The organism is Limosilactobacillus rudii (assembly GCF_014145455.1).
Taxonomy (GTDB): Bacteria; Bacillota; Bacilli; order Lactobacillales; family Lactobacillaceae; genus Limosilactobacillus; species Limosilactobacillus rudii.
Genome location: NZ_JACIVB010000050.1, coordinates 1 through 21,015, shown reverse-complemented (window position 1 = coordinate 21,015; position 21,015 = coordinate 1). Strand labels below are relative to the sequence as shown.

General features: G+C 35.9%; 18 protein-coding genes and 1 pseudogene. 15 read left to right on the top strand and 4 right to left on the bottom strand.

Annotation, left to right across the window (positions count from 1 at the left end; all coding sequences use genetic code 11):
* Positions 1-1,160: 1,160 nt before the first annotated feature.
* The 13 genes from H5S39_RS04880 (at position 1,161) to H5S39_RS11580 (ending at position 14,855) form a co-directional block, all read left to right on the top strand.
* Positions 1,161-1,634 carry a hypothetical protein gene (locus tag H5S39_RS04880; protein ID WP_182595831.1) on the top strand — a complete coding sequence of 158 codons (474 nt, stop codon included), beginning with the start codon at positions 1,161-1,163 and terminating at the stop codon, positions 1,632-1,634.
* An 18-nt stretch (positions 1,635-1,652) separates the two neighbouring features.
* The gene (locus H5S39_RS04875; RefSeq protein ID WP_182595832.1) at positions 1,653-4,568 is read left to right on the top strand and encodes a nucleoside/nucleotide kinase family protein; all 2,916 of its coding nucleotides are present in this window, start codon (positions 1,653-1,655) and stop codon (positions 4,566-4,568) included.
* A gap of 64 nt (positions 4,569-4,632) precedes the next feature.
* On the top strand, positions 4,633-4,875 hold the full coding sequence (locus tag H5S39_RS04870; protein ID WP_182595833.1) for a hypothetical protein: 243 nt from the start codon (positions 4,633-4,635) through the stop codon (positions 4,873-4,875).
* Between the two features lie 230 nt (positions 4,876-5,105).
* Positions 5,106-6,314, top strand: a complete 1,209-nt coding sequence (locus H5S39_RS11590; RefSeq protein WP_231832857.1) for a tyrosine-type recombinase/integrase — start codon at positions 5,106-5,108, stop codon at positions 6,312-6,314.
* 113 nt (positions 6,315-6,427) lie between these two features.
* Entirely contained in the window at positions 6,428-6,916 is a 489-nt protein-coding gene (locus H5S39_RS04860) for a hypothetical protein (protein WP_231832856.1), read from the top strand.
* Between the two features lie 645 nt (positions 6,917-7,561).
* Complete coding sequence (locus H5S39_RS04855; protein WP_182595835.1) at positions 7,562-8,242, top strand: TIR domain-containing protein; 681 nt, start codon at positions 7,562-7,564, stop codon at positions 8,240-8,242.
* 19 nt (positions 8,243-8,261) lie between these two features.
* The gene (locus tag H5S39_RS04850; protein ID WP_182595836.1) at positions 8,262-8,678 is read left to right on the top strand and encodes a hypothetical protein; all 417 of its coding nucleotides are present in this window, start codon (positions 8,262-8,264) and stop codon (positions 8,676-8,678) included.
* A gap of 87 nt (positions 8,679-8,765) precedes the next feature.
* The gene (locus tag H5S39_RS04845) at positions 8,766-10,220 is read left to right on the top strand and encodes an ATP-binding protein (protein WP_182595837.1); all 1,455 of its coding nucleotides are present in this window, start codon (positions 8,766-8,768) and stop codon (positions 10,218-10,220) included.
* Between the two features lie 844 nt (positions 10,221-11,064).
* Positions 11,065-11,355: a type II toxin-antitoxin system MqsR family toxin gene (locus H5S39_RS04840; RefSeq protein WP_182595838.1), complete on the top strand. Its 291-nt coding sequence runs from the start codon at positions 11,065-11,067 to the stop codon at positions 11,353-11,355.
* 14 nt (positions 11,356-11,369) lie between these two features.
* The gene (locus tag H5S39_RS04835; RefSeq protein WP_182595839.1) at positions 11,370-12,293 is read left to right on the top strand and encodes a type II toxin-antitoxin system antitoxin SocA domain-containing protein; all 924 of its coding nucleotides are present in this window, start codon (positions 11,370-11,372) and stop codon (positions 12,291-12,293) included.
* 69 nt (positions 12,294-12,362) lie between these two features.
* The gene (locus H5S39_RS04830; RefSeq protein ID WP_182595840.1) at positions 12,363-13,436 is read left to right on the top strand and encodes a hypothetical protein; all 1,074 of its coding nucleotides are present in this window, start codon (positions 12,363-12,365) and stop codon (positions 13,434-13,436) included.
* A 621-nt stretch (positions 13,437-14,057) separates the two neighbouring features.
* A complete protein-coding gene (locus H5S39_RS11585) occupies positions 14,058-14,180 on the top strand; it encodes a hypothetical protein (protein ID WP_259407321.1) in 123 nt (40 codons plus the stop codon).
* A gap of 180 nt (positions 14,181-14,360) precedes the next feature.
* Complete coding sequence (locus H5S39_RS11580; RefSeq protein WP_231832855.1) at positions 14,361-14,855, top strand: Panacea domain-containing protein; 495 nt, start codon at positions 14,361-14,363, stop codon at positions 14,853-14,855.
* A gap of 419 nt (positions 14,856-15,274) precedes the next feature.
* On the opposite strand, the gene H5S39_RS04820 is transcribed toward H5S39_RS11580, so the two are convergent.
* Positions 15,275-16,366, bottom strand: a complete 1,092-nt coding sequence (locus tag H5S39_RS04820; protein ID WP_182595841.1) for an FRG domain-containing protein — start codon at positions 16,364-16,366, stop codon at positions 15,275-15,277.
* 540 nt (positions 16,367-16,906) lie between these two features.
* Between H5S39_RS04820 and H5S39_RS04815 the strand changes: the two genes are divergently transcribed.
* Positions 16,907-17,554: a MarR family winged helix-turn-helix transcriptional regulator gene (locus H5S39_RS04815; RefSeq protein ID WP_231832854.1), complete on the top strand. Its 648-nt coding sequence runs from the start codon at positions 16,907-16,909 to the stop codon at positions 17,552-17,554.
* A 187-nt stretch (positions 17,555-17,741) separates the two neighbouring features.
* Positions 17,742-18,392: an NAD(P)-dependent oxidoreductase gene (locus H5S39_RS04810; RefSeq protein ID WP_182595842.1), complete on the top strand. Its 651-nt coding sequence runs from the start codon at positions 17,742-17,744 to the stop codon at positions 18,390-18,392.
* A 66-nt stretch (positions 18,393-18,458) separates the two neighbouring features.
* Here the strand turns inward: H5S39_RS04810 and H5S39_RS04805 are convergent, their stop codons facing one another.
* From H5S39_RS04805 to H5S39_RS04795, 3 genes and pseudogenes are all read right to left on the bottom strand, one after another.
* Complete coding sequence (locus H5S39_RS04805; protein ID WP_182595843.1) at positions 18,459-18,692, bottom strand: cytochrome b5-like heme/steroid binding domain-containing protein; 234 nt, start codon at positions 18,690-18,692, stop codon at positions 18,459-18,461.
* A gap of 83 nt (positions 18,693-18,775) precedes the next feature.
* Positions 18,776-20,197, bottom strand: a complete 1,422-nt coding sequence (locus tag H5S39_RS04800) for a Na+/H+ antiporter NhaC family protein (RefSeq protein ID WP_182595847.1) — start codon at positions 20,195-20,197, stop codon at positions 18,776-18,778.
* Positions 20,198-20,571: 374 nt separating this feature from the next.
* Positions 20,572-21,015, bottom strand: a pseudogene (locus tag H5S39_RS04795) (UPF0236 family protein); the annotation flags it as partial.

The window sequence follows — 21,015 nt, the reverse complement described above, 5'->3', positions numbered from 1 at the left end:
GACACACTAAAGGCTACTGGTCTTTTCTTTTTTTGTAAATAAGTAAAATTGGTCTACAAAAAAAGATCTTCATGACCAGATGAATTATTCATCCAACCTATGAAAATCTTACACTAACGCTCTTTCGGGCTGAGCGGTTTTTCTGTATCTTAATATGACTATCCATTTTATCCATTAGTGTAAAATTTTTGGATCAGGGTCTTGTAATGAATATAATCAAATTTACATATCCAAACTGAAGTTCGGTGTCGGCTAAACTGGCACATTTTAATAAATGGGCGGCACCTTTTTTTGACACCGGGCCTTGAATTTTAAAACAGGCTAGTTATTAAATCAATTGGTGTCACTCTGGTGTTAAGTTAGCTGACACCAGCAGATTATTGTTATATCAAGCACTTTGACAATTTTTAATAATTGTGGTGCCAATTTAGTAATGATGGATAAAGTCTGTAATGTCAAGGTGTTGGGAGAAAATGTGCCAACGGTGCCAGGTTTTAACAAGAATTTTTTAAATTAACTAATTAGGAAGAGAAATAATAGTAATTGATGTTGAAATTAGTAGTTAATTATTATTGATTATGTTTTGCTCAAAAGCCTGACACAACCGACACCAAATGAATTGAGTTATTGCAAATGGGGTGAAGCCAATAGCAATTAGTAGTTGAACACTATTGTATTTTTTCTAACACTGAAGCCATTGGTACCAGTGGAATCTAAAGCAGTCTGAGGACAAGATTAAAAAAGTTTCTTCTTATTATATATAAGAATATGGATAAAGAATTTTGCACTGAAAATGATACATATTCAAATTTAGATAAGTAAAAGTGGTTACCGTTACTACATTATGTAGTTTTATAAACGATAATCACTTTTAATTTTAAAATTAATTTTTCTTAAACTAATAAGTGAGGACGAAATTCAAGATTTGGCAAAACAATTTTGAAAAAATTTTTTAAAATAAATTTTATTTAAACTAAAGGATGAGGGTGAAATCTTCAATTGTTGTAAACGACTTTTAAAACATAAGTGAGAGGGTTTTGCTCAGACAATATGAAGGAGATGAATAGCAATGATCATTGCTAAACCCAGAGATGGACCTGAGGAGTTATTAGTTAAATTATTCATTAACACTTTAGATTTAAAAAAAAGAGGTAGTTATTATGACTGTTTTTAAGGATCCAAAATACTTTATGGTTATTTACTTTCGTGAGGAAGATGATGAATATACTGGTGGTTATGGAATAGTGGAAGCAGGTAAGTCAATTGTATATCCAATTATTGACTTCGAGAATTGCTCGATACTGTGTTACAAGTCCTACGGATCATTTAAGGTCGCTGAAGAAAGAATGTATGTGCCTACTTATTCTGATATTCGTTTTGTTAAATATTCTAGATTCGCTGATATTGCTCAAGCCCACCCAGAACTGAACAACGATAATGTTTGCAAATGCATTCGCTGGCGATTTGAAGATTTAGGCATCAAAATGCTTACTAAAGAAAGAGAGAAAAGGATTAAACAAATTGTCGAGTACGATCCATCTGCAGGAGAACGATTAGATTTCCTAACAAAGAATGTTGAAACATACTTCAAAAAACTACGCCGAAAGCATCGAAAGCTTCGGAAGGATAAGTAATAGGGAGAACAACTAAAAATGCTAATTGATGATACCGAAATTATTACTTTCTCCACAACTCCCTTTTACTTGATTGAAGCTGAATGTCTGCATTTGAATAAAGTATTTAACAGCAAGCCAGATGATGATGGAATTAAGTTACTGCCGGAGCAGAAGAATGATGAACTAATTATGACTAATGCCTTTGAACATATGGTTAAGACTAGTTTTAAATTCACCAATAACGGAATCTATTCAGCAACTAAAACTATTGCGGATGATGTAGTTCAGATCGATGTGCATTCCATGCTACCGACATTTGCGTATAATTTAGGCTTGCTGAACAACTATTATAAGAAGCTGTTTGATCGAAAAAAACGAATTGAAGCAATACCTAATTACCAGAATAATACTGAACTGGTTAAGGAACGAAATGCAATTAAACTGAAACTCAATCTGTATTGTTCGACGAATGATTCTGGTCAAGGTAGGTATGTTAATCGGTTATTGGCGGTATACAGTTCGATGAATTTCATGTTTGATGTGCTTAATTATTGGGGCTTATCCAATGTCATTAATTGTTTGAATGATGGTTTCATTATGCGAGTACCTAATAACTTTGAAGATCGATATTTGAAATTTAAGGATCATTATCAGGCTGAAATTAGCGGGCTAACTTTTTCGGTAAAGAAATGGAAGCACGCCATTATCAAGAGCCCCCAGGAATACATCTTGATTAATAGTGATAATGATTATAAATGCCGAAACCATAGCTTTGATGTTAATTCAATTTACCAAGCTAAGACTGGTAAAAGCTTGAGAAAACTGAAATCAGAAGATGTTGACCAAAATGTTGTCGAACTAGCTCAAGCAAAAGAAAGGAGGTCAATTAAAATGCTGAACAATTATTTATTTCAAGAAGGTATTGATGGTGTTGATTCAATGGATCAAGCAGAGAAGCTGAACAATATTAAACAGATTCTAGGCGAAGCAGGTGTCTATGATACTCAATACTTAATAACTAGAAAGTATTATTCTTACTTTACTCTTGACGAAGAGAACAACACGCAAGGTGAAGACTACGCTAATCGATTCACTAAGGAAGTACTAAGAAATCAGGTTTTCCTTTCAAATTGCAGACTGAAGGATCGAACTAATATTTTGAATCAGTCGATTAAGGCAACTGAAGTTAAAGATATTGACGATTACCTGGAAAACACTGGTGCAAGTGTAATTAGTAATTATTTGCCAAGCGTACTTGACTCAATTGGTGAAGGGCAGTCAATTGAGGATTGGCTGAAATACGAAGTCCACAAAATCAGACAAACCAACGTAGAGCAGGTCTATCAGTATAATATATTGGCCTTGACCACCCAGATATGGGCTAGCCTACATCATGGTAATGCTAACCAATTGGGAAACTATTTAACGAAACTATGGCAAAGCAAGTATTTAGATAAGTTAGATGTGGCTGACTATATCTATAATGACCCGAACACCCTAGTAGTTGATGGTCGGTTACTAGTTAAGGATGAACGGGGAACCTACTCTACTAAGGAATCCGTGGTTAACCATCTGTTGAAGAAGTATTTTACTAAAAAAGAAAAGCAGCAGTTCAAGAACAATAAAAATAATGTGTTGGCTTTGCTGACGGACGAAAAGTATCAGGATCAGCTAGGTGATGGATTCCAGTCGGATCATCAGGCCATCTTTCTGGACCAAAACGCGGAGATTAGGACAGATTCGCCATTTCGATATCAGCTTAATCACCATGTCAATGTTGACTATGATCCAACTATTGTTAATTCTAGTGAATATTTTCAGTTGAATTATTTCCTGAAACATCTTGCACCCAAGGCCTTGAAACAGCTGAAAGCTATGCTGGGATTGATCCCACTCCAACATACCGACATAATGGCAGAACTAAGAGTGTTCATTGTGCTCAAGGGTAAAAGTGGTGCTGGTAAAAGTACCTTAGCAACCCTATTGGAGAAAAATTTCAATGATCAGGGACAAAGTGGCTCTAATATCAGGTCTAATACCCAGAACGTTAATCAAGCTTTTACCAATGGTCGTCATATTGCTTTGAATGACGTCAAAAACGGTAAGGTCATGTTATGGTTCGATGATTTTCAAGCTAATGAAAAACGGAATATCATTACTGCAAATGCTGGAACCGTAATTAATGGGGTTATTTCAGGAATGGCCGAAACCGCTTCGGCTAAGTATGAGGTGGATCACCCAGTAACCTTACCATCACTGATCGTAATTGCCACTAACGCCATGCCTCAGGTCACGCAAGAAGGTACTGCAGCCAGGATGTTCGTAATTAATTCACCCAAGTCACTGAAAGAAGATCCCATCAAAGATGAACAGGGGCGAGTAGTCAAGGTTTCTGATTTCATTAACAATCCTAAAGTCTGGCAAGCGTTGTTCTACATCATTATGCAGGAGGCAAGCAAGCTGCTAAAGATGAGTGATAAAGAGCGGCAAGAGATCTTTAATCACAAGCATTCTGCAGCTACTAAGTTAGCAGCATTGAATGATTCTTTAGAGTTGTTCCTGGAAAATGAAGGAATTACGTCACTTTATGATCTAGTTGGAATCCAGGCTAATCGTTTGTTTAATGTCTACAAGGACAAGATGAAGCAATCAGGAGCTTCATACCGAGCCTTCACAGAACAGTTAGAGATGCTGGGCTTCGTAATGAAACGTAAACACTTTAATGGTAAGAATTATCAGAAAGTAATCTGTGTTACAAACGATAAATTGACTCAAGATAAAATAAAAGCCATGTTCAAAGAGCTGCACGTAACTCCAGATCAACTTGGTAGTGTTGATCAAACTACTGGAGAAATTACAACCTTAAAAACATGGCGATACAAATATGATGAATTCAAAAAGAAGTATCCGCAGAGCAATGCGGTATTTACTCCTTTTGAATTCAACAATTAAATAAAAACTTTACACAGTAATTTTAACATAGAAACGGTCGGCAAAACCGAAAGGATGAGTACTAATGTTATTGATTGATGAGACAGAAGATAAGACTGTAAACGTTGAAAAGTCTAAATTTCTGCAAGGGTTTAACGCATTACATGAATACAGCGACACAATAAAAACAACAGTGAATGTTTATGACAATCAATGTCAACTTGTGGGGATCTATTTCCCGAGGGTGACATATGTGAAAGTCACTAATGAAATCGAAAAGTTAAGAAGCGAGATCAAGCGTTTAAGGAAGGAAAATGGGCATGGTTAAAGATGAAATCGTAAATCTAAAGACATTAGCGGACATTATTGGTTGCAGCAATGGTTACATCTATACCCTAATACGACTAGGTATGCCGTACCATCAACTGGATCCGAAATCCAGACGCTACTTTGTAGTGGATGAAGTGGTAAATTGGCTGAAAACTGCGGGATTCAGACAGGTCACAACTTGGCGAGCGCGTTAATATTTTTATTAATGGGTTCTAGGGGTGATGATGTTTGACGATTAGACTAGTAACTAATAAGAACAGTAAACATTGCGGACAGTATTGGATTCGGCCACAGACTAGTGTGCATGGGAAGCTGGTTTCGGCTCCCGTCCACTATGCAGAAACCAAGTCGAAAGCTAGAAAAATTGAAGCCGACCTAATTGATCAAATCAAGACGGGGCATGATTTCAACACTGGTAGCAAGTACCTCCCGCAGGCTTTGTCGGAATGGATTGCTAATCAGATCAAGATGGAACGCTGGAGTCCGGCTTCAATTAAGACCTGGCGCTATACGGAGAAAATGGTGCATTGTTATCTAGGTGGAGTGAAGGTTAGAAACTGTGATGAAGATACGATCAGAGAGTTCATTACTACTTATGCAAGAGAACATCATGCCAGTATTACCACTCATTCCACTGCTAGTAAGCTGTTACAGCAATTGAGAACTTACTTTTTAACGCTGGAAGGTGATGTCATTGTCAAATCACCAGTGCCCAAGCGGCCAATTGACTATTTTTTTAGACGTGACAAACAGTCAATTACTAAAGAGAAGTATGCGATGACAGATCAAGAGTTTCAGGCCTTTCGTCAGGCAATCCAAGATGATTTGGAGCAAATTCCGATCCAAAGATGGGTAGTGAGAATGGCATTATGGGTGGAAGCTGAAACCGGGATGCGACCACAAGAAATTCAAGCATTGAAGCTGTCTAACCTAACTCAAGATGAAGGTCATTGGGTGTTTAAGATCAACGATTCTTATTCCGAACTGACTAAGGAGTTGAATGGCCATCTTAAAGCCCGCCGTAAGGGTGAAAGTCGTCTAACGCCACCAATAACTCAGCAGCTTTATGACCAGTTGCAAATCTTTAAGCAGAAGCAAGCAGAGTTTATTAAAGAAAAAGGCTTGCAAACTACTAGTGATTTATTATTCCTTAATCTGACTGACTACCGGTTAGCCAGACTAGGCTATCCAGTCACCCAACGGTCAATGAACGATATGTTAAAGGAACTTTGTCGAAGAATTGGCGTTAATAGTGGTGATCTGCCATTGAGTTGTTACACACTTAGAACTACATGTGGAACCAGGTTAGCAAGACTTGGTGATTATAGCTATGCTTGTAATAGATTGGGGAATTCATTGGCAGTTTATATGCGTTACTATGTGAAGACTTTTAACACTGGTTATAGTGGATTGATGGATCGTTATCTGTCAATGTAATTGAGTTTTTTCGGTGCAATAAACAATTTATCGGTGCAAAATTGGCTAATTTTGCACCGATAATCTTTAAATTGCACTGATAATGATGTGAAGAATGGAAAAGGATGAAAGAAATGCGAGAAAAATTAAAAGAATTAGGCAGTCAAAAACGCCATGAATTTATTGGGGAATTTGTACGACTCGGATATAAGAATAGCTTTAGGACTTTTCGAGCAACGTTGATGTTAGCAAATGTTAAACTGGTTGAGAATGATGAATTAGTAACTGACCATTTGTGGTTCAACTATACTAAAAGCTTTCTTAAATTAGGGGAACTGAAAGAAGGCGACCTCATTAAATTTAATGCCCGCGTAAATGGATATGATAAGGGATATATAGTTGCGGATACTCATGATTATCGGTTAGTTAATCCATCAAAGATTAAGTTAGTAAATAATAAGATTGCTCGCCAACCAATGCCAATTGATAATAATGCAGCAATGATTGGTTATGCTATGAAAAAGAATAAGCAATTCTATAAAGAGAATCACCGTTCGTATATACAATGGTATGTTGATTGTTATGAATATTGGCTAAAACAGTTGGATTCAAACAAGGGATAATTGGAGCATGGTATAGTCAAAACATAGTAAGATGGCATCGGTGTGTGGAATGGGCTTTATTTGGCTACTTAAATCGATCGGTAGCTAGAGTGCCTAATAAGTGCTCTTTATTTTGTTGCATAATGGTGAGCTTAAACTGCAAACTTGCTCTTTGCGATCAGCATCAATATTCTTAAAGAGTAGATAAATTTTTTATTCATGATATAATATTTGTAGAAACAGGTTGTCGAGTGCATGGCACATGACAAACACAAAAGCCTTCAGCAAGGTCCTAAGTTGCTGAAGGCTTTTTGCGTAGCTAATATCGTTCGGTTACACTAATATCAATGCTTACGGTTGTTTAGCCACCACGTAAACCACACAATAATAAGTGCGTTGACAAGTTGAAACAGGTTGTCGAACAAAGTGTGCATGGCTCTCACCCCCTCTCTGCATGACAAGGGTGACGAACGACTCTATAAGTATACCAGAATCCATAAATAACATCTTACAGATTATAGATGAAGATAAACATAGACATAAACATTTCGGTTTAAAGTCCATTGTTGTTTATAGAGTGTTATTTATCCAAACGGTTGTTCCTTTGAACTGAGTGATGATAAAATCTAATTATGATTTAGTTTACCATTGGAGGAGAAGGTATAATTGGGAAAGAAAATTTTTGTTTCATACAAATATCATGACGAAGATGTTGCTGTACTAGATGGATATACCCATGGTACTGCCCGTGATTATGTTGATTATTTACAAGATCATAGCTTTAGCGGTGATGACTTGAATAAGGCTGAGGATGACAATGAAGATCTTAGTGATTTTAAGGAAGATACCATTAAGTCTAAACTGCGCGACAAAATTTGGGACTCATCAATTACGTTAATCTTGGTCTCACCTAATATGGTGGATATTCTAAAAAGAGAAGATGATCAATGGATTCCATGGGAGGTTGCGTATTCGCTAAGAACTGAAACAAGAAATAAGACCCGCAGTTTGCCAAACGGCATGCTTGCCATAGTCTTACCTGATCGTTCAGAAAGTTACGATTATTTTATAACGCATGAAACATTGATTGATGATGAAGGAAAATCAAATGAAGTTAGAACTCTTCATACTGGTAATACTTTCAAGATAATTCGAGATAATATGTTTAATCAAAAGATCCCAACCACAAGTATTATGCAAGGGGAGATAGTCTACTTTGGGGAAAGCTCTTATATAATAACCGTATCTTGGGAAGATTTCATAAATAATCCTGATACCTATCTTGATCGTGCTACAGATTTGAAAGAAAACAAAATTGATGACTATGAATTGTGTAAGCGACCATAACAGATTGGGAAGTGAAGATATGGAAAAAGATGGTGAAAATAAAAGATTACATTTAAAAATGATTGAAGATGTAATCAGTAGAATGGGGTCAAATTCTTTTTTAATTAAAGGTTGGTCAATAACTGCTATTGGTGGATTGATTACATTATATGTGGCGAAGGTTAAATATTCATGGTCTTATAATTTGCTATGGATTGCGCTAGGGATCTGCTTAATGTTCTGGATTAGTGATGCATACTATCTTCAGAAAGAAAGACAGTACCGAAAACTTTATGATTTAGTAAGAAATAAAAAAGAAGAAGACATTGATTTCAGCATGCATATACCAAAGACAAGTGAAAGTATTTTTTGCTGTATGTGTCGCCCCATCTTTATATTCTCTTATGTTCCAATACTGTTAGTTTTGCTTATTATTCTGTACATAGATAAGCCATAGGTAGTCTAACCGATTTGAAAGTTACAATTTTTAGTATTAGATAGCTTATAATGAATACAGAATATTTAGTGAAGGTAGAAAACTCAAATGAAAACAGCTAGCAAAACACTACTAACAAGAGCAGAAGGACAAGAATTTGATCGCAAAGCTGCCGAGTTTGATCGGCGGAGTTTGGCTAATATCTTAGTATCATTTGCCAATGCTGACGGCGGAACAGTGGCGCTTGGAATTAGGAACAAAGAGTTTGAGGGGATTGATCATTTAGATACCCATAAGATTAATGATTTTAAACAAGTAGGGTATGATTTAATTCATCCTGCTCTGAAAGTGAAAACTGAATTCCAGAAGGTTACTGTTAATGGTAAAGATAATCGGATCATGCTTTTAACCGTTGAATCCAGTGATAAATATGTCTATTCTAACTCCAAAGATGAGGTTTATTTACGGATTGGTGATGAAAGTAAAAAGTTAACTTATAAGCAAATTGAAAGTCTTAATTACAGCAAGGATATTCGATCCTATGAGCAGGAAACAGTTGAAACGGCGTTATTAGAAGATTTAGATCAAGACCTACTAGAACAATATAAGAAGCTCAACCATTTTAATGGTGATGATGTATGGAAGTTGTTATTCTCTAGGGGCTTTGCTAACCGTAAAATGACCTCAGATGATTCATATGTTTATAAGCTCAATGTGGCGGGTGTCTTAATGTTTGCTGAAATGCCAGATGCCTTTATTCCAGGAGCAAGGGTTAGGTTTATTAGATATAGCGGAACCCAAGCTGGCGTTGGCGAAAACTTAGATGTTATTAAGGAAGCAATGATTGAAGGACCACTACCAAAGGTCATTGAACAGGCAGATAACATTGTAAAATCACAATTACGAGAGTTCACATCCTTAAATGTTGAAACAGGTAAGTTTGAAACCGTACCTGAATATCCTAAGGGTACTTGGCTAGAAGGAATTGTAAATGCGGTAACGCATCGTGCTTATAATTTAAACGGTGATGATATTCGAATCATTATGTATGATGATCGGATTATCATTCATAGTCCTGGCGATTTACCGTCAATAGTAACTGTCGATAATATCCGTACTACTCACTATTCCAGAAATCCAAACATTGCCAGAGCGTTAGTTCAATTTGGCTGGGTTAGAGAATTTGGTGAAGGTGTTGATCGGATGTACAAAAACATGGAAGAGTATTTCCTTGAAGATCCAGAATACGTTGCTACTAATGCCTATACCGAACTAACCCTAAGAAATAATATTGTGATGCGGAATTCAAGACGTAAAGAAGAAATAAGTAAAATTACTAACTATGATTTTACTAAGCTAACTTATCCTGAAAGAGCAGCTTTGATTTATGCTTATGAACATAAAGAACTACGACCTAAAGAATTTATTAGTTCTAATTCTAAGTTACATCCATCAACCGCTCGGAAAGCATTAAGTGATCTGACAAAACTAGAGCTTTTAGAAAGACATGCGGATTCGCCAACTTCACCCAATACTTACTATACATTGAAAACACAGAAATAATGTTTAACGGTTAATGAATTAGATAGCTGGATATAGCTGCTAGAGAGTAAGCCAAATAGTAAGCAAGTTAGATAGCTGAATATAGCTATTAGAGAGTAAGCAGAATAGCAAGTAAGTTAGATAGCTGGATATAGCTGTTAGATAGCAAGTTGAATAGCAAGCCAGTTAGATAGCTGGATATAGCTATTAGAGAGTAAGCAGAATAGCAAGTAAGTTAGATAGCTGGATATAGCTGTTAGATAGCAAGTTGAATAGCAAGTAGGTTAGATAGCTAAATATAGCTATTAGGGAGTAAGATGAATAGCAGGTAAGTTAGATAGCTGAATATAGTTGTTTATTAGTATAGTTATTCTGCAAGAATCCCACAACGACGCTATTTGAACAAAGTTTCTGACCGTGCTTTTAACACAAAACCTTAACACGTTTAGGATGAAATCCTTTTACACTAAGGGCTGAGATACCCTAAAACAGCGACTTTAGTGAGCACTACAAAGAACACATAAGCCTGTAATACCAGCGATTATCGTTGGCGTTACAGGCTTTTTTCGTCGCTTAAATGGCGTTACTTTAACACGTTTGTTAACACAGGCGGATATTGGTAAGTGATTTTTGAGTGGTTGGAGTGGTTGGAGTGCTTGAATTGTTGATATGGCAAGGTTAGTCGCGTGTTAAAATGTGTTAACATTAGTGAGCTGAATTATCTTAATCACATGCAGAGTATCTTGATCATTTTGTGAACTTTGATTAAGATACTTTGCTTTTTCACATTCTTGCTACTAATCAGTAGTAAATGTATTACCATCATGCTATAATAAAATAGCAATAAAATGCTAGGAGGATTGTAATGGAGGTTGCTGAAGCACTAGCAAGATTAAAATTTCTTGTAAATCATGATCGGTTTTACATGGTTCAACGACAAAGCAGAATGGCAATGCCGGTTTCGGTAACTTTAGCTAAGGAAATCGTTAGACAACTGTCCATTAACGATTTTGTCAAACACGAACCTAATCGAAATAATCCATTACAATTTGTTTGGGTATTTAAGACTAGCGATGGACAGATTTATTACATTAAGTTTGTGTTTACTGATAATAATCAAAAAGTAGTATTTATCAGTTTTCATCTTGATTATTAAAGGAGGAGGTTTATATGGCTTACCAAAAGAACTTTACAACTACTTATACCATCAACGGACATGAGTACACGGTAACAGCACCAGCTCTTTTTGACAGTAACACCAATGAACTGATTCCAGATAAGGATCTGGATGATCAAGCTGCCGAAATAGCTCGTCAACAATATCGTGATGATATGGGGTTGTTGTCACCACAAGAGTTAAAGCAGTATCGTGCTAAAGTAGGACTATCTCAACGGAACTTAGCTGAATTAACCGGGTTAAGTCCTAACACCATCGCACTTTACGAAGCTGGTGCATTTCCTACTAAAGCCAATAATAGGCTGCTAAAATCACTTATTTCTAATGATGATGTGCTCCAACAATATATTGCTGATGAAAAGAATGATTACTCTGATGAGTTGGTTTCAAAAGTCAATTCTTATCTAAGTAATAATGATGGTGTTGTTGAATCACAAAAGGAACAACCTAGGTTTACCGCAGTACAATTGGCTAACTGGCTCCGGGTTGAAAACTACTTTGAAAGGGATAGCGACTTAAATACTGACCCGTTAACGCAAATGAAGGTCATTAAACTGCTCTACATTGCGTATGGAAGATTTTTAGCCGCCACCAGAAATAAATTATTTTCTTCAACGATTGTTCACTTTCAATATGGTCCCTTAATAACGGAAGTGCATGATAAGTTTAATGGCCAGACTGTTCTAGATATTGATAAACCAGATCAAGAAGTGATGGATGATTATAACCGAGTTTCACAAGATAGCGAGATTGTGGATCTTCTAAGCAAAGTGAACGAAGATTACATTAACTACAACGCTGCTCGACTAAGTAAGCAAACTCATCGGCCAGGTTCGCCATGGGATTTAACTCCAGATCGAGAAGTGATTAAGGACCAATTGATTTTTGATACGTTTAGGCGTGGAATAGAGGAATAGCTCATACAGGAAAAGTAGCTTTCATCTTGATGAAAAGGTTGTTTTTTCTTTTTTTATGGAAGGATAATTATGTTAAAAAATTTCTTTTTAAGAAGGAAAAAAGATAGCAGGCAATATACCTCAGAGGACAAAAATGAAGTTGAATGTCAAAAATTAGAAAAGAAAGTCGATAAAGAGTTGGGAGGTGGATTAAAGAAATTCAAACGACTTAATTACAATTATTGGGATTTCAGTACACTACAGTATCGTGAACAGCTAATAAACTATTTGAAAAAGGACATTATTTATGTATATGTTTTGGCGAAAAACGCTGATTCTGATATTGATAGGGAAATTTATGCAAATACCTTATGTGGTAATCTATGTAGCTTTATTGATTTATATGCTCAAGTTTTAAATATATTTTACAGGCTGGGATTAAAACCATTAAGGAATAACTTCTCTCCAACACTACTTAACCCAACTACTAATATAATTGATCAAGCAATTAACGGTAACTTGAAAAAATGTAATAAACAAGAATCAGCTACTAGCTGGGGTAAGGTAAAAGAGATGATCGGCAGGAAATATGATGTGCAGAATGACTATTATGAAAAAGCAAAAGCAATACTGGATAGTAATCCAAATATTACCGCAATGAAGAACCTAAGAAATTATAGTGTTCATTATCAACCTTTATTTTCCAGATTTGAGATTTGGTCTAAAAATAACAATATTATGTTTAGTGTTAATTCTAATAACAGAGCGAGTGATCAATACCAAAAATTTGTGGAATTAGCACACCGTGTGATTAAAAAAGAATTATTAGCTATTCACTATTTTGATGGAATGTGTTTTGATCAGAAAATGGTTCCTAAAGATAGGAAAAATGAGAGAGTAAGCATATTTAGATGTGATAATTGTAATTCCGAGTTAATGGTGACGGATTACTTTAAAGATTTTTTGAAAGAGAAATGTAAGTTGAAAATTCTTTGCGAAAGATGTAAACAATACTCTACAATAACAGATACAGGGAAAACACAAATAGTTCATCCAGAAAAGTATGACAGCCTTTTGGTCAACGAGTTGAATAATATGGATATTATTGATAGTAATGGTAGGAGCATTTTTCAAGATATAAATGATTCAAATACTCAAGAATAATTTATTTATCCCCTGTCACGACGCTATTTGAACCAAGTTTCTGAATACGAAATTAACACAAAACCTTAACACGTTTCGGGTAAGATGCTGTCGTACCAATGCTGCAGCTACCCTAAAACAGCACCTCTAGTCAGCACTAGTTAAGGTTTATAACCGATTAGAAGTCTACAGAGTAAGCCGTAAAAGCTTGTTATGTAGGCTTTTTTGTATGCTTTAGAATTAAAGTGAATGGTTCTGAAAAGTTGTGAATTACTGTTTCAAACACACTGGTAGCCACACAAAATTCAAAAATTTATTCTGTGTGTTTATTGAAAAAGAGAAGAGGTTCTGACCGTTGATATATCAACGTTTTGATTTTAAAATTGTGTGTTTTGTGTGTTTGAAAGTAAGGTTTTACGAATATCTATTAATTAGAAGATAATTTTGTTTATTTAAGAATATTATGCACACAGCTGTGCACACAAAAAAAGCGTGTGCATGAGCTTGCATCAAGAAGAAGCTGTAATTACTGATATAATGGGCTTTATGTCCATTTTTTTGTGTGCATTTCAGTAAATAAATTAATGTACGTAAAGTGGTATTTATCAGTTTTCATCTTGATTATTAAAGGAGGAGGTTTAGATGGCTTACCAAAAGAACTTTACAACTACTTATACCATTAACGGATATGAGTACACGGTAACAGTGCCGGCTCTTTTTGACAGTAACACCAATGAACTGATTCCAGATAAGAAACTGGATTAAGTCCAAACACCATTGCACTTTACGAAGCGGGTGCATTCCCTACTAAAGCCAATAATAGGCTGCTAAAATCACTTATTGCTAACGATGACGTACTCCAACAATATATCGCTGATGCAAAGAATGGTTACTCTGATGAGTTGGTTTCAAAGGTTAATTCTTATCTAAGTAATAATGATGGTATTGTGTGAATCACAAAAGGAACAACCTAGGTTTACAGCAGTGCAGTTAGCTAACTGGCTACGAGTTGAAAACTACTTTGAAAGAGATAGTGACTTAAATATTGACCCGTTAACGCAAATGAAGGTCATTAAACTGCTCTACATTGCGTATGGGAGACTTTTAGCCGCAACCAGAAATAAATTATTTTCTTCAACAATCATTCACTTTCAATATGGCCCATTAATAACGGAAGTACATGATAAGTTTAATGGCCAGACTGTTCTGGATATTGATAAACCAGATAAAGAAGCGATGGATGACTATAACCAGGTTTCACAAGATGGTGAGATTGTAGATCTTCTAAGTAAAGTGAACGAAGATTACATTAACTACAATGCTGCTCGATTAAGTAGGCAAACCCATCGACCAGGTTCACCATGGGATTTAATTCCAGATTGGGAAGTAATTAAGGATCAGTTGATCTTTGATACATTTAAACGTGGAATAGATGAATAGAAACAGAAGTAGATAACAAATTAAAATTTTTACCTTTTGATGAATTCTTATATCAAGACATTTACATTGACGATGATTATTAGTCTTATGTTTTGATTCAATTAGTGTATATGGTAATCCCGTCATATCAATTTGTTTACAATAATCGGTATTCAGAGTGCTTGACCGGCTCTTTTTTGTTCTGATGACTACTTATGATATAGTGTGGATTTTAACTAGTAAAGGTAGTGGCAATCTGTATACGAAGATTTAGCCTTAACACCAACTACACCATCAACGATTGAAAAGTTATTTAAGAATTGGGCAGGGTGAATATCAGCAGGAATAAATGGAGAATAAAAAAGGAAACCTTTTGGAATTTATGATTATCCAAAAGATTTCGGGTAGCTATTTTAATTGGGTTCTTTCATTAGACTAGCTTACAAACTAAGATACTTGTCCTTTATCATCTCAGCTTTCTTTGCATGATCTTCAGGATAGATAAAGCTATAATTAATGCCCAGTTTGGATAGTTCGTCCAGAATTGACCGTTTATATTTGGCGGGGATAATATATTTTTCTTTTTCGTTAGGTTTGTCTGGATTGTATAGGCTTAAAATATCAATTGTTAATTGTGCCTGCCGTTCGACTTCAGAGTAATCAATATTTACCGTTTGATCATATTCGTCACCAATAAAGGGAACAAAGAGGAACAGGCCTTGCTGATTTTCCATTCGTCTACTCATCCGTTTGACTGTCACAATTTTGGGGACAATTAACTCAAGCGGATTTAACTTATTCTCAAAACTAGGAATATCTCGTTTGGCTTCCTCAAATAGGCGAAGAAATGGTAATGTATGAAGATCATGTTTGAATTCTGCAAAGTAATGAGAATCTTCATCATCAAAATAATTAAGATAGTCATTACTCCATAAGCGGTGTTGCTGAACTATGTAGCTATTATCTAATTGATAAAAATTTTTAATTGTTTGGAAAAAAGAACTTTTATCTGCCATTGATTGGCGAGCGAGAGAGGATTCAAGCTGCATTTCATTACTAAAGGCATTTTTCTTAAAGTAATTATGATTAGTTAAACCACTCTTGAAATTATATTCCGCAATTAAGTTAGGCCATCCCCGTTCATCAAGCATTTTAGCCAGCTTGTCCCGATTAGGCTGATCTTTATAAACATAGACTTCGCCATTCCCATGACCGCCTTTAACCGCAAAGAAAAGGGCAATTAATGGATTACTACTTACATCAAGTAACCTAGTTGGCAAATGGTAATGTTCCATTAATGCCATTCGTTCGAAATTGGTTCGGCACTTTTCAAAAAGCTGGGGATCCGTCATTAAGAAATCATTGAACATGTTATCCTCATTGTCTAATAATTTCCGACTACGGAAAACAGAGGGAAGTGTGTTTGAAAAAGCATCATCCTGTCCACGAAAATAATAATTTTGTTTTTTATCATTAATTAATTTCTCAATCTCTTCAATATAACCAGAAACGGTTCGAATGCTATGGATCACGGTAATATTCACCCTTTCTATGTATTTCTAAGCAAATTTTAGAATAGATAAATCATAAATACTAGTTATTATTAGTACTAACTCAAATTAGGAGGTAAGATAATGAGTTAGTAATTAATCTGTATTATTCTGATAAGAATGAGGCGGAGAGTACAGATATTGCGCATAGTTCATGATGAATTGAACTTAGATAGCAAAATCATTTCATAGCGAAAAGCCTTAATATAGTATGCAAAGTTACTATATAAAGGCTTTCTTTTTTGCTAAACATTTTTAATGATTCGGTACCGAAATATATTGACAGCTACTGATAGATGGGTTATATTATATGCATCGGTACCGAAGCATATTATTAAATGTAAAATCAGCGGAGGATAATGACATGCTTACAAATCAATTAATCGTTCTAACAGCGATGATTGTAATTCTTGTAGTTTTATTATCTAGTAATCCAGTAAAGATTGCTGAGGTAAAAAGTAAAGTTCGCAAATAATTTTTGATTAAATTAAAACAATTTTAGATATTAAAGGAGAGATAATCATGACAGAAATTAGTGATATGGAATTGATTCAAAAAATGTTGAAGAGTTTAGCAATATTACGAGGAAATACGTTTGGTGGAAATCGCCGTGATTTTTCCTCACAAATGGGTAAATTTGGTTTTAGTCACCGTGAATTCCACCAGGCGACGGATATGAATAATAATATGTTTAACCGTGGTGGTTTTCCTCCGATGGGCGATCCAATGGCAGAAAATGGCCGATCAATGAATAATTGGCCGAATATGATGGGAAATCGACCAAATATTGACCGTCCAGGAGTGATGACTGGTCGGCCAGAATTTATGAATCGTCAAGGTTTAATACGTGAAAATCTTTTAACCATTATTGCAGATGCTTCGGAAGGGATTCGGGCAAAAGCGATTGCTGAAAAAGCTGGTATTAATCAATCTTCGGTTTCTGAATCACTTAGCAAACTTGAGGATGATGGTTATATTAAGCGAACTGTGGATCCAACTGACAAACGAGCTACTTTAATTTTCTTAACAGATTTAGGAAAAGCTCGTGCAAGTGAAATTAAAGATCAACAGCAAAAAATGTTTGGGCATCTTTTTGATAATTTAACATCAAGTGAAAAGGAAGAACTATCGCGACTATTAGATAAAATTATTGGTAATGAAGAGAAATAAACCTAAAAAGAAATCTTAATTATTAAGATGCTAGGATGAAAAGGGTCTATCTAAATATTTATTCGTGAAGAAATTGAGACTGAGAAAAAGTACTTCTCGGTCTCTTTCTTTTTAAAATTATTCTTTTTCATGATAGAGTAATCAAAAGAGTAATAGTAATTTGAATGATAGCGAGGAGTGATTAACCATGATGAGAGTTGGAATAATTGGTGCCTCTGGGATGGCTGGAAGTGCAATTTATAAATTAGCAGTAACTAAGCCAGAGTTAAATGTAACCGGGATTGTACGTAATGAAAATAAAGCACGAGAGATTCTGGGGAATGATGCTCAAATCTTGAGTGGCGATATTTTTGCTTTGAATGATAGTCTATTATCCCGTTTTGATGTAATTGTTGATGCGTATGGAACTAGTCCAGAAAATGCTGATCGACAAACACGTTTAGCCGAAAAATTAGTTAGTTTAGCACGTAAAAATAAGATTAGGTTAATCTTTATTCTAGGGGCGGGAAGTCTTAAGACCGGTGCTGATGAACACTTATTTGTAGAAGATATTGCTAAAATGCCTGGGTCAGAAAAATGGATTAATACACCTCGTCAACAGCTAAAAGAATTGCAATACCTAGAAACGATTACGGATATTGACTGGGTTGGAATTTCACCATCAGCAACATTTGAAGCAGGTCCAGCTACAAGTTATATTGTTGGTAAAGATCGGTTACTATTTAATGAACAAAAAGAATCAAAAGTTTCAACAGGAACAGTTGCTGAAGTAGTGGTAAATGAAATTTTGGTACCTCGCCATCACCGTGAGCGAATTACGGTTGTTAATGAAGAATAATAATTTAACCCTCTTAAATCAACATGGTTGCTGATTTAAGAGGGTTTGTTAATTCTAATAGGATTTCTAATCAACTAGTTTTCCAATTAAAGGTAACTTTGAAACTGGTGAATACTTTTGTGCCGCTTCTTGATAAGTAACATCTGACAAATCATGCCCAACGACACTACCGTGAACTTCTGCACCTTCCCATTCCGGGACTTTAGATACATCGTAAACATTTCCACGGACACCGATATAACCAGGCCGTCCTTCACGACCATCATATTTTGCTAATTCGCTATGGGTAAATGCTCGCATAAGTAATCCCTCCTTAAAGGAACCAACATCTTAACGCTGCCTTTACTATAACATGAAAATTTTAATAAGGACCAAATTTAGCCTTATTCTGTTGCTAGGTTAACATTTGTGGTTTGACTAGCTGGAACCTTAATGAGCATTCCAACTGCTATACAAATAATAGTAACTAAAAATGGGAAGAAAGCCCAAGGGATAAAGTTAAGTGGATTGATTTGCAAAGTACTTGAGATAAATACGCCCGAAACGCTCCATGGGACAATTGCATTAACCGCGGCTCCAGCATCATTTAAGATTCGTGTTAAGTATGCACGTTTTAATCCGAGTTTTTCGAATGCCGGTAGGAAGGATTGTCCAGGAAGGATGATTGCTAGGTAGTGTTCTCCAACCATCAAGTTAACGCCGACACAAGTAACGGCAGTTGCTATTGTAAGACGACCAGGAGTTTTCACAATTCCAGCTAGGTGGTCAATGATTGCTTTAATAATATTAAACTTAATTAAGAGACCTCCTAAAGCTAAGGCAAAGATGATCAGGGCAAGTGAAGTCAGCATACTTGCAATTCCGCCTTTAGAAAGTAAAGTATCAATTGTTTTGTCACCGGTATGGGAAACGTAGCCCGTCATAATCGTATTAGTGATGGTAGTAATGCTTGTACTAGGTGCATGAATCCAGCCTAATAAAGCGGCGAATAATGATCCGAGGCCAAGAGATGGGATGGCCGGTACTTGTAAGAATGCAAGAATTATTAAAAGTAAAACAGGTAAAAGTGCCCAACCAGAAATCCAAAATCCATTAGCAAGTCCGTTCATCATTTTATGAACTGCTCCTAAACTCACATTTTTCGAGTTAAGCCCTAGTAAGGTGTATAGAACAATACAAATGGCCCATGCAGGAATGTCGGTAACTAATAGTGACTTAATATGGTTGTAAATGCTAATATCACCGACACTGGCAGCGAGGTTAGTGGTTCCAGAAAGCGGAGAGATATTAGACCCGCAAAAGGCTCCTGAGACTATTACCCCGGCAGTAAGTCCAGGGTTAATTTTGAGGGTTGCGCCGATTCCGATGAAGGCAATTCCCATTGTCGAGACAGTGGTAAATGAGCTTCCACATGCAACTCCGACAAGTGTACAGACAATAAAGACAGTTGGTAAAAAGAACTTAACAGAAATAATTTCAAAACCAAAGTACATGATTGTAGGGATAGTTCCAGAAAAAATCCAGGTAGCGATGAGGACCCCAATTGAAAGAAAAATAACTAATGGATCAACTCCGGCGCGGAGACCACTTCGCATACCATCCATTACTGTTGTCCAGTTAAATCCACGAAGTCGACCGTAAACGGCTAATAAAACGAAAGAGATAAAAAGTGGAGCTTGTGGTTCTTGGTGCTTAAAGATAATAAGGTATCCTAAAATACATAAAATAACGGCAAGAATTATTAAGCTTTCAGTGAAGCTAAAATTAGGTTCGGGCTTATTTAATACTTTTTTAGTAGTATTCATCATTTGATCCTCCTCAATTTTTAATAAAAAAATACCAACTAGCTTAGCGGTGAATTACGCAATCTAGTTGGTAGGTGAATAAATGATGGAAGACTTTCAACCTTTACTAGATTGGTGTACCTAGCAAAGGACTCCTTAAAAACAACCCTGCTTAGGTACGAACACCGTTGTCCGTACCTTTTGAGTACAGACATTTATGCGCGATAAGCATAGTTGTTATAGTACTTGGTTGAATTTAATGAGCAGTTATTCATGACTGTCGTTCCTTTCCGTTTAATGTTGTAATTATTAAAACATTCTAATTTAATTTTGTCAATCTCTAATTTAAATAAGTATCTGTCAAGTTTTCATAGGTAGCCTTTAAATATGCAGTTTTAGTGGGTTAGCGCCTTTAAAAGTTGTCCCATTGGTCTACTTGTGGCAGTGTTAATCGGGATTGTTCCTTGCACTGCCCCGACTGATGACTTTATTGGTGCTTTTCTGAGAAACTCTCCAGTGCGAATATGCATTTCCTGTAATAGGCTTGTTTGAGCTACTCGAGGAAGAACAGTTAATTGTTCTAGAATCGTATTTAGACTAGCTTGTAGTTTATTATTCATTCGGGCTTCAATTAATCCAACCATCGCTTTAGCCCCTTGCTCAGTCCATGACTTGCCCTGTTTCTTCATCCGGTAAGTAAAGGCCCGGTGAGAACTTTCGACTGAACCGATTAAATGAATTTCCTTAAATCCGCGCCTTTGTGGTGAGGGGATATACTGCCAATTCCTCTGTAGATACTTTCTTAAGTGCATTAGGTCGTCTGTTTGTTTTTCCGTTAG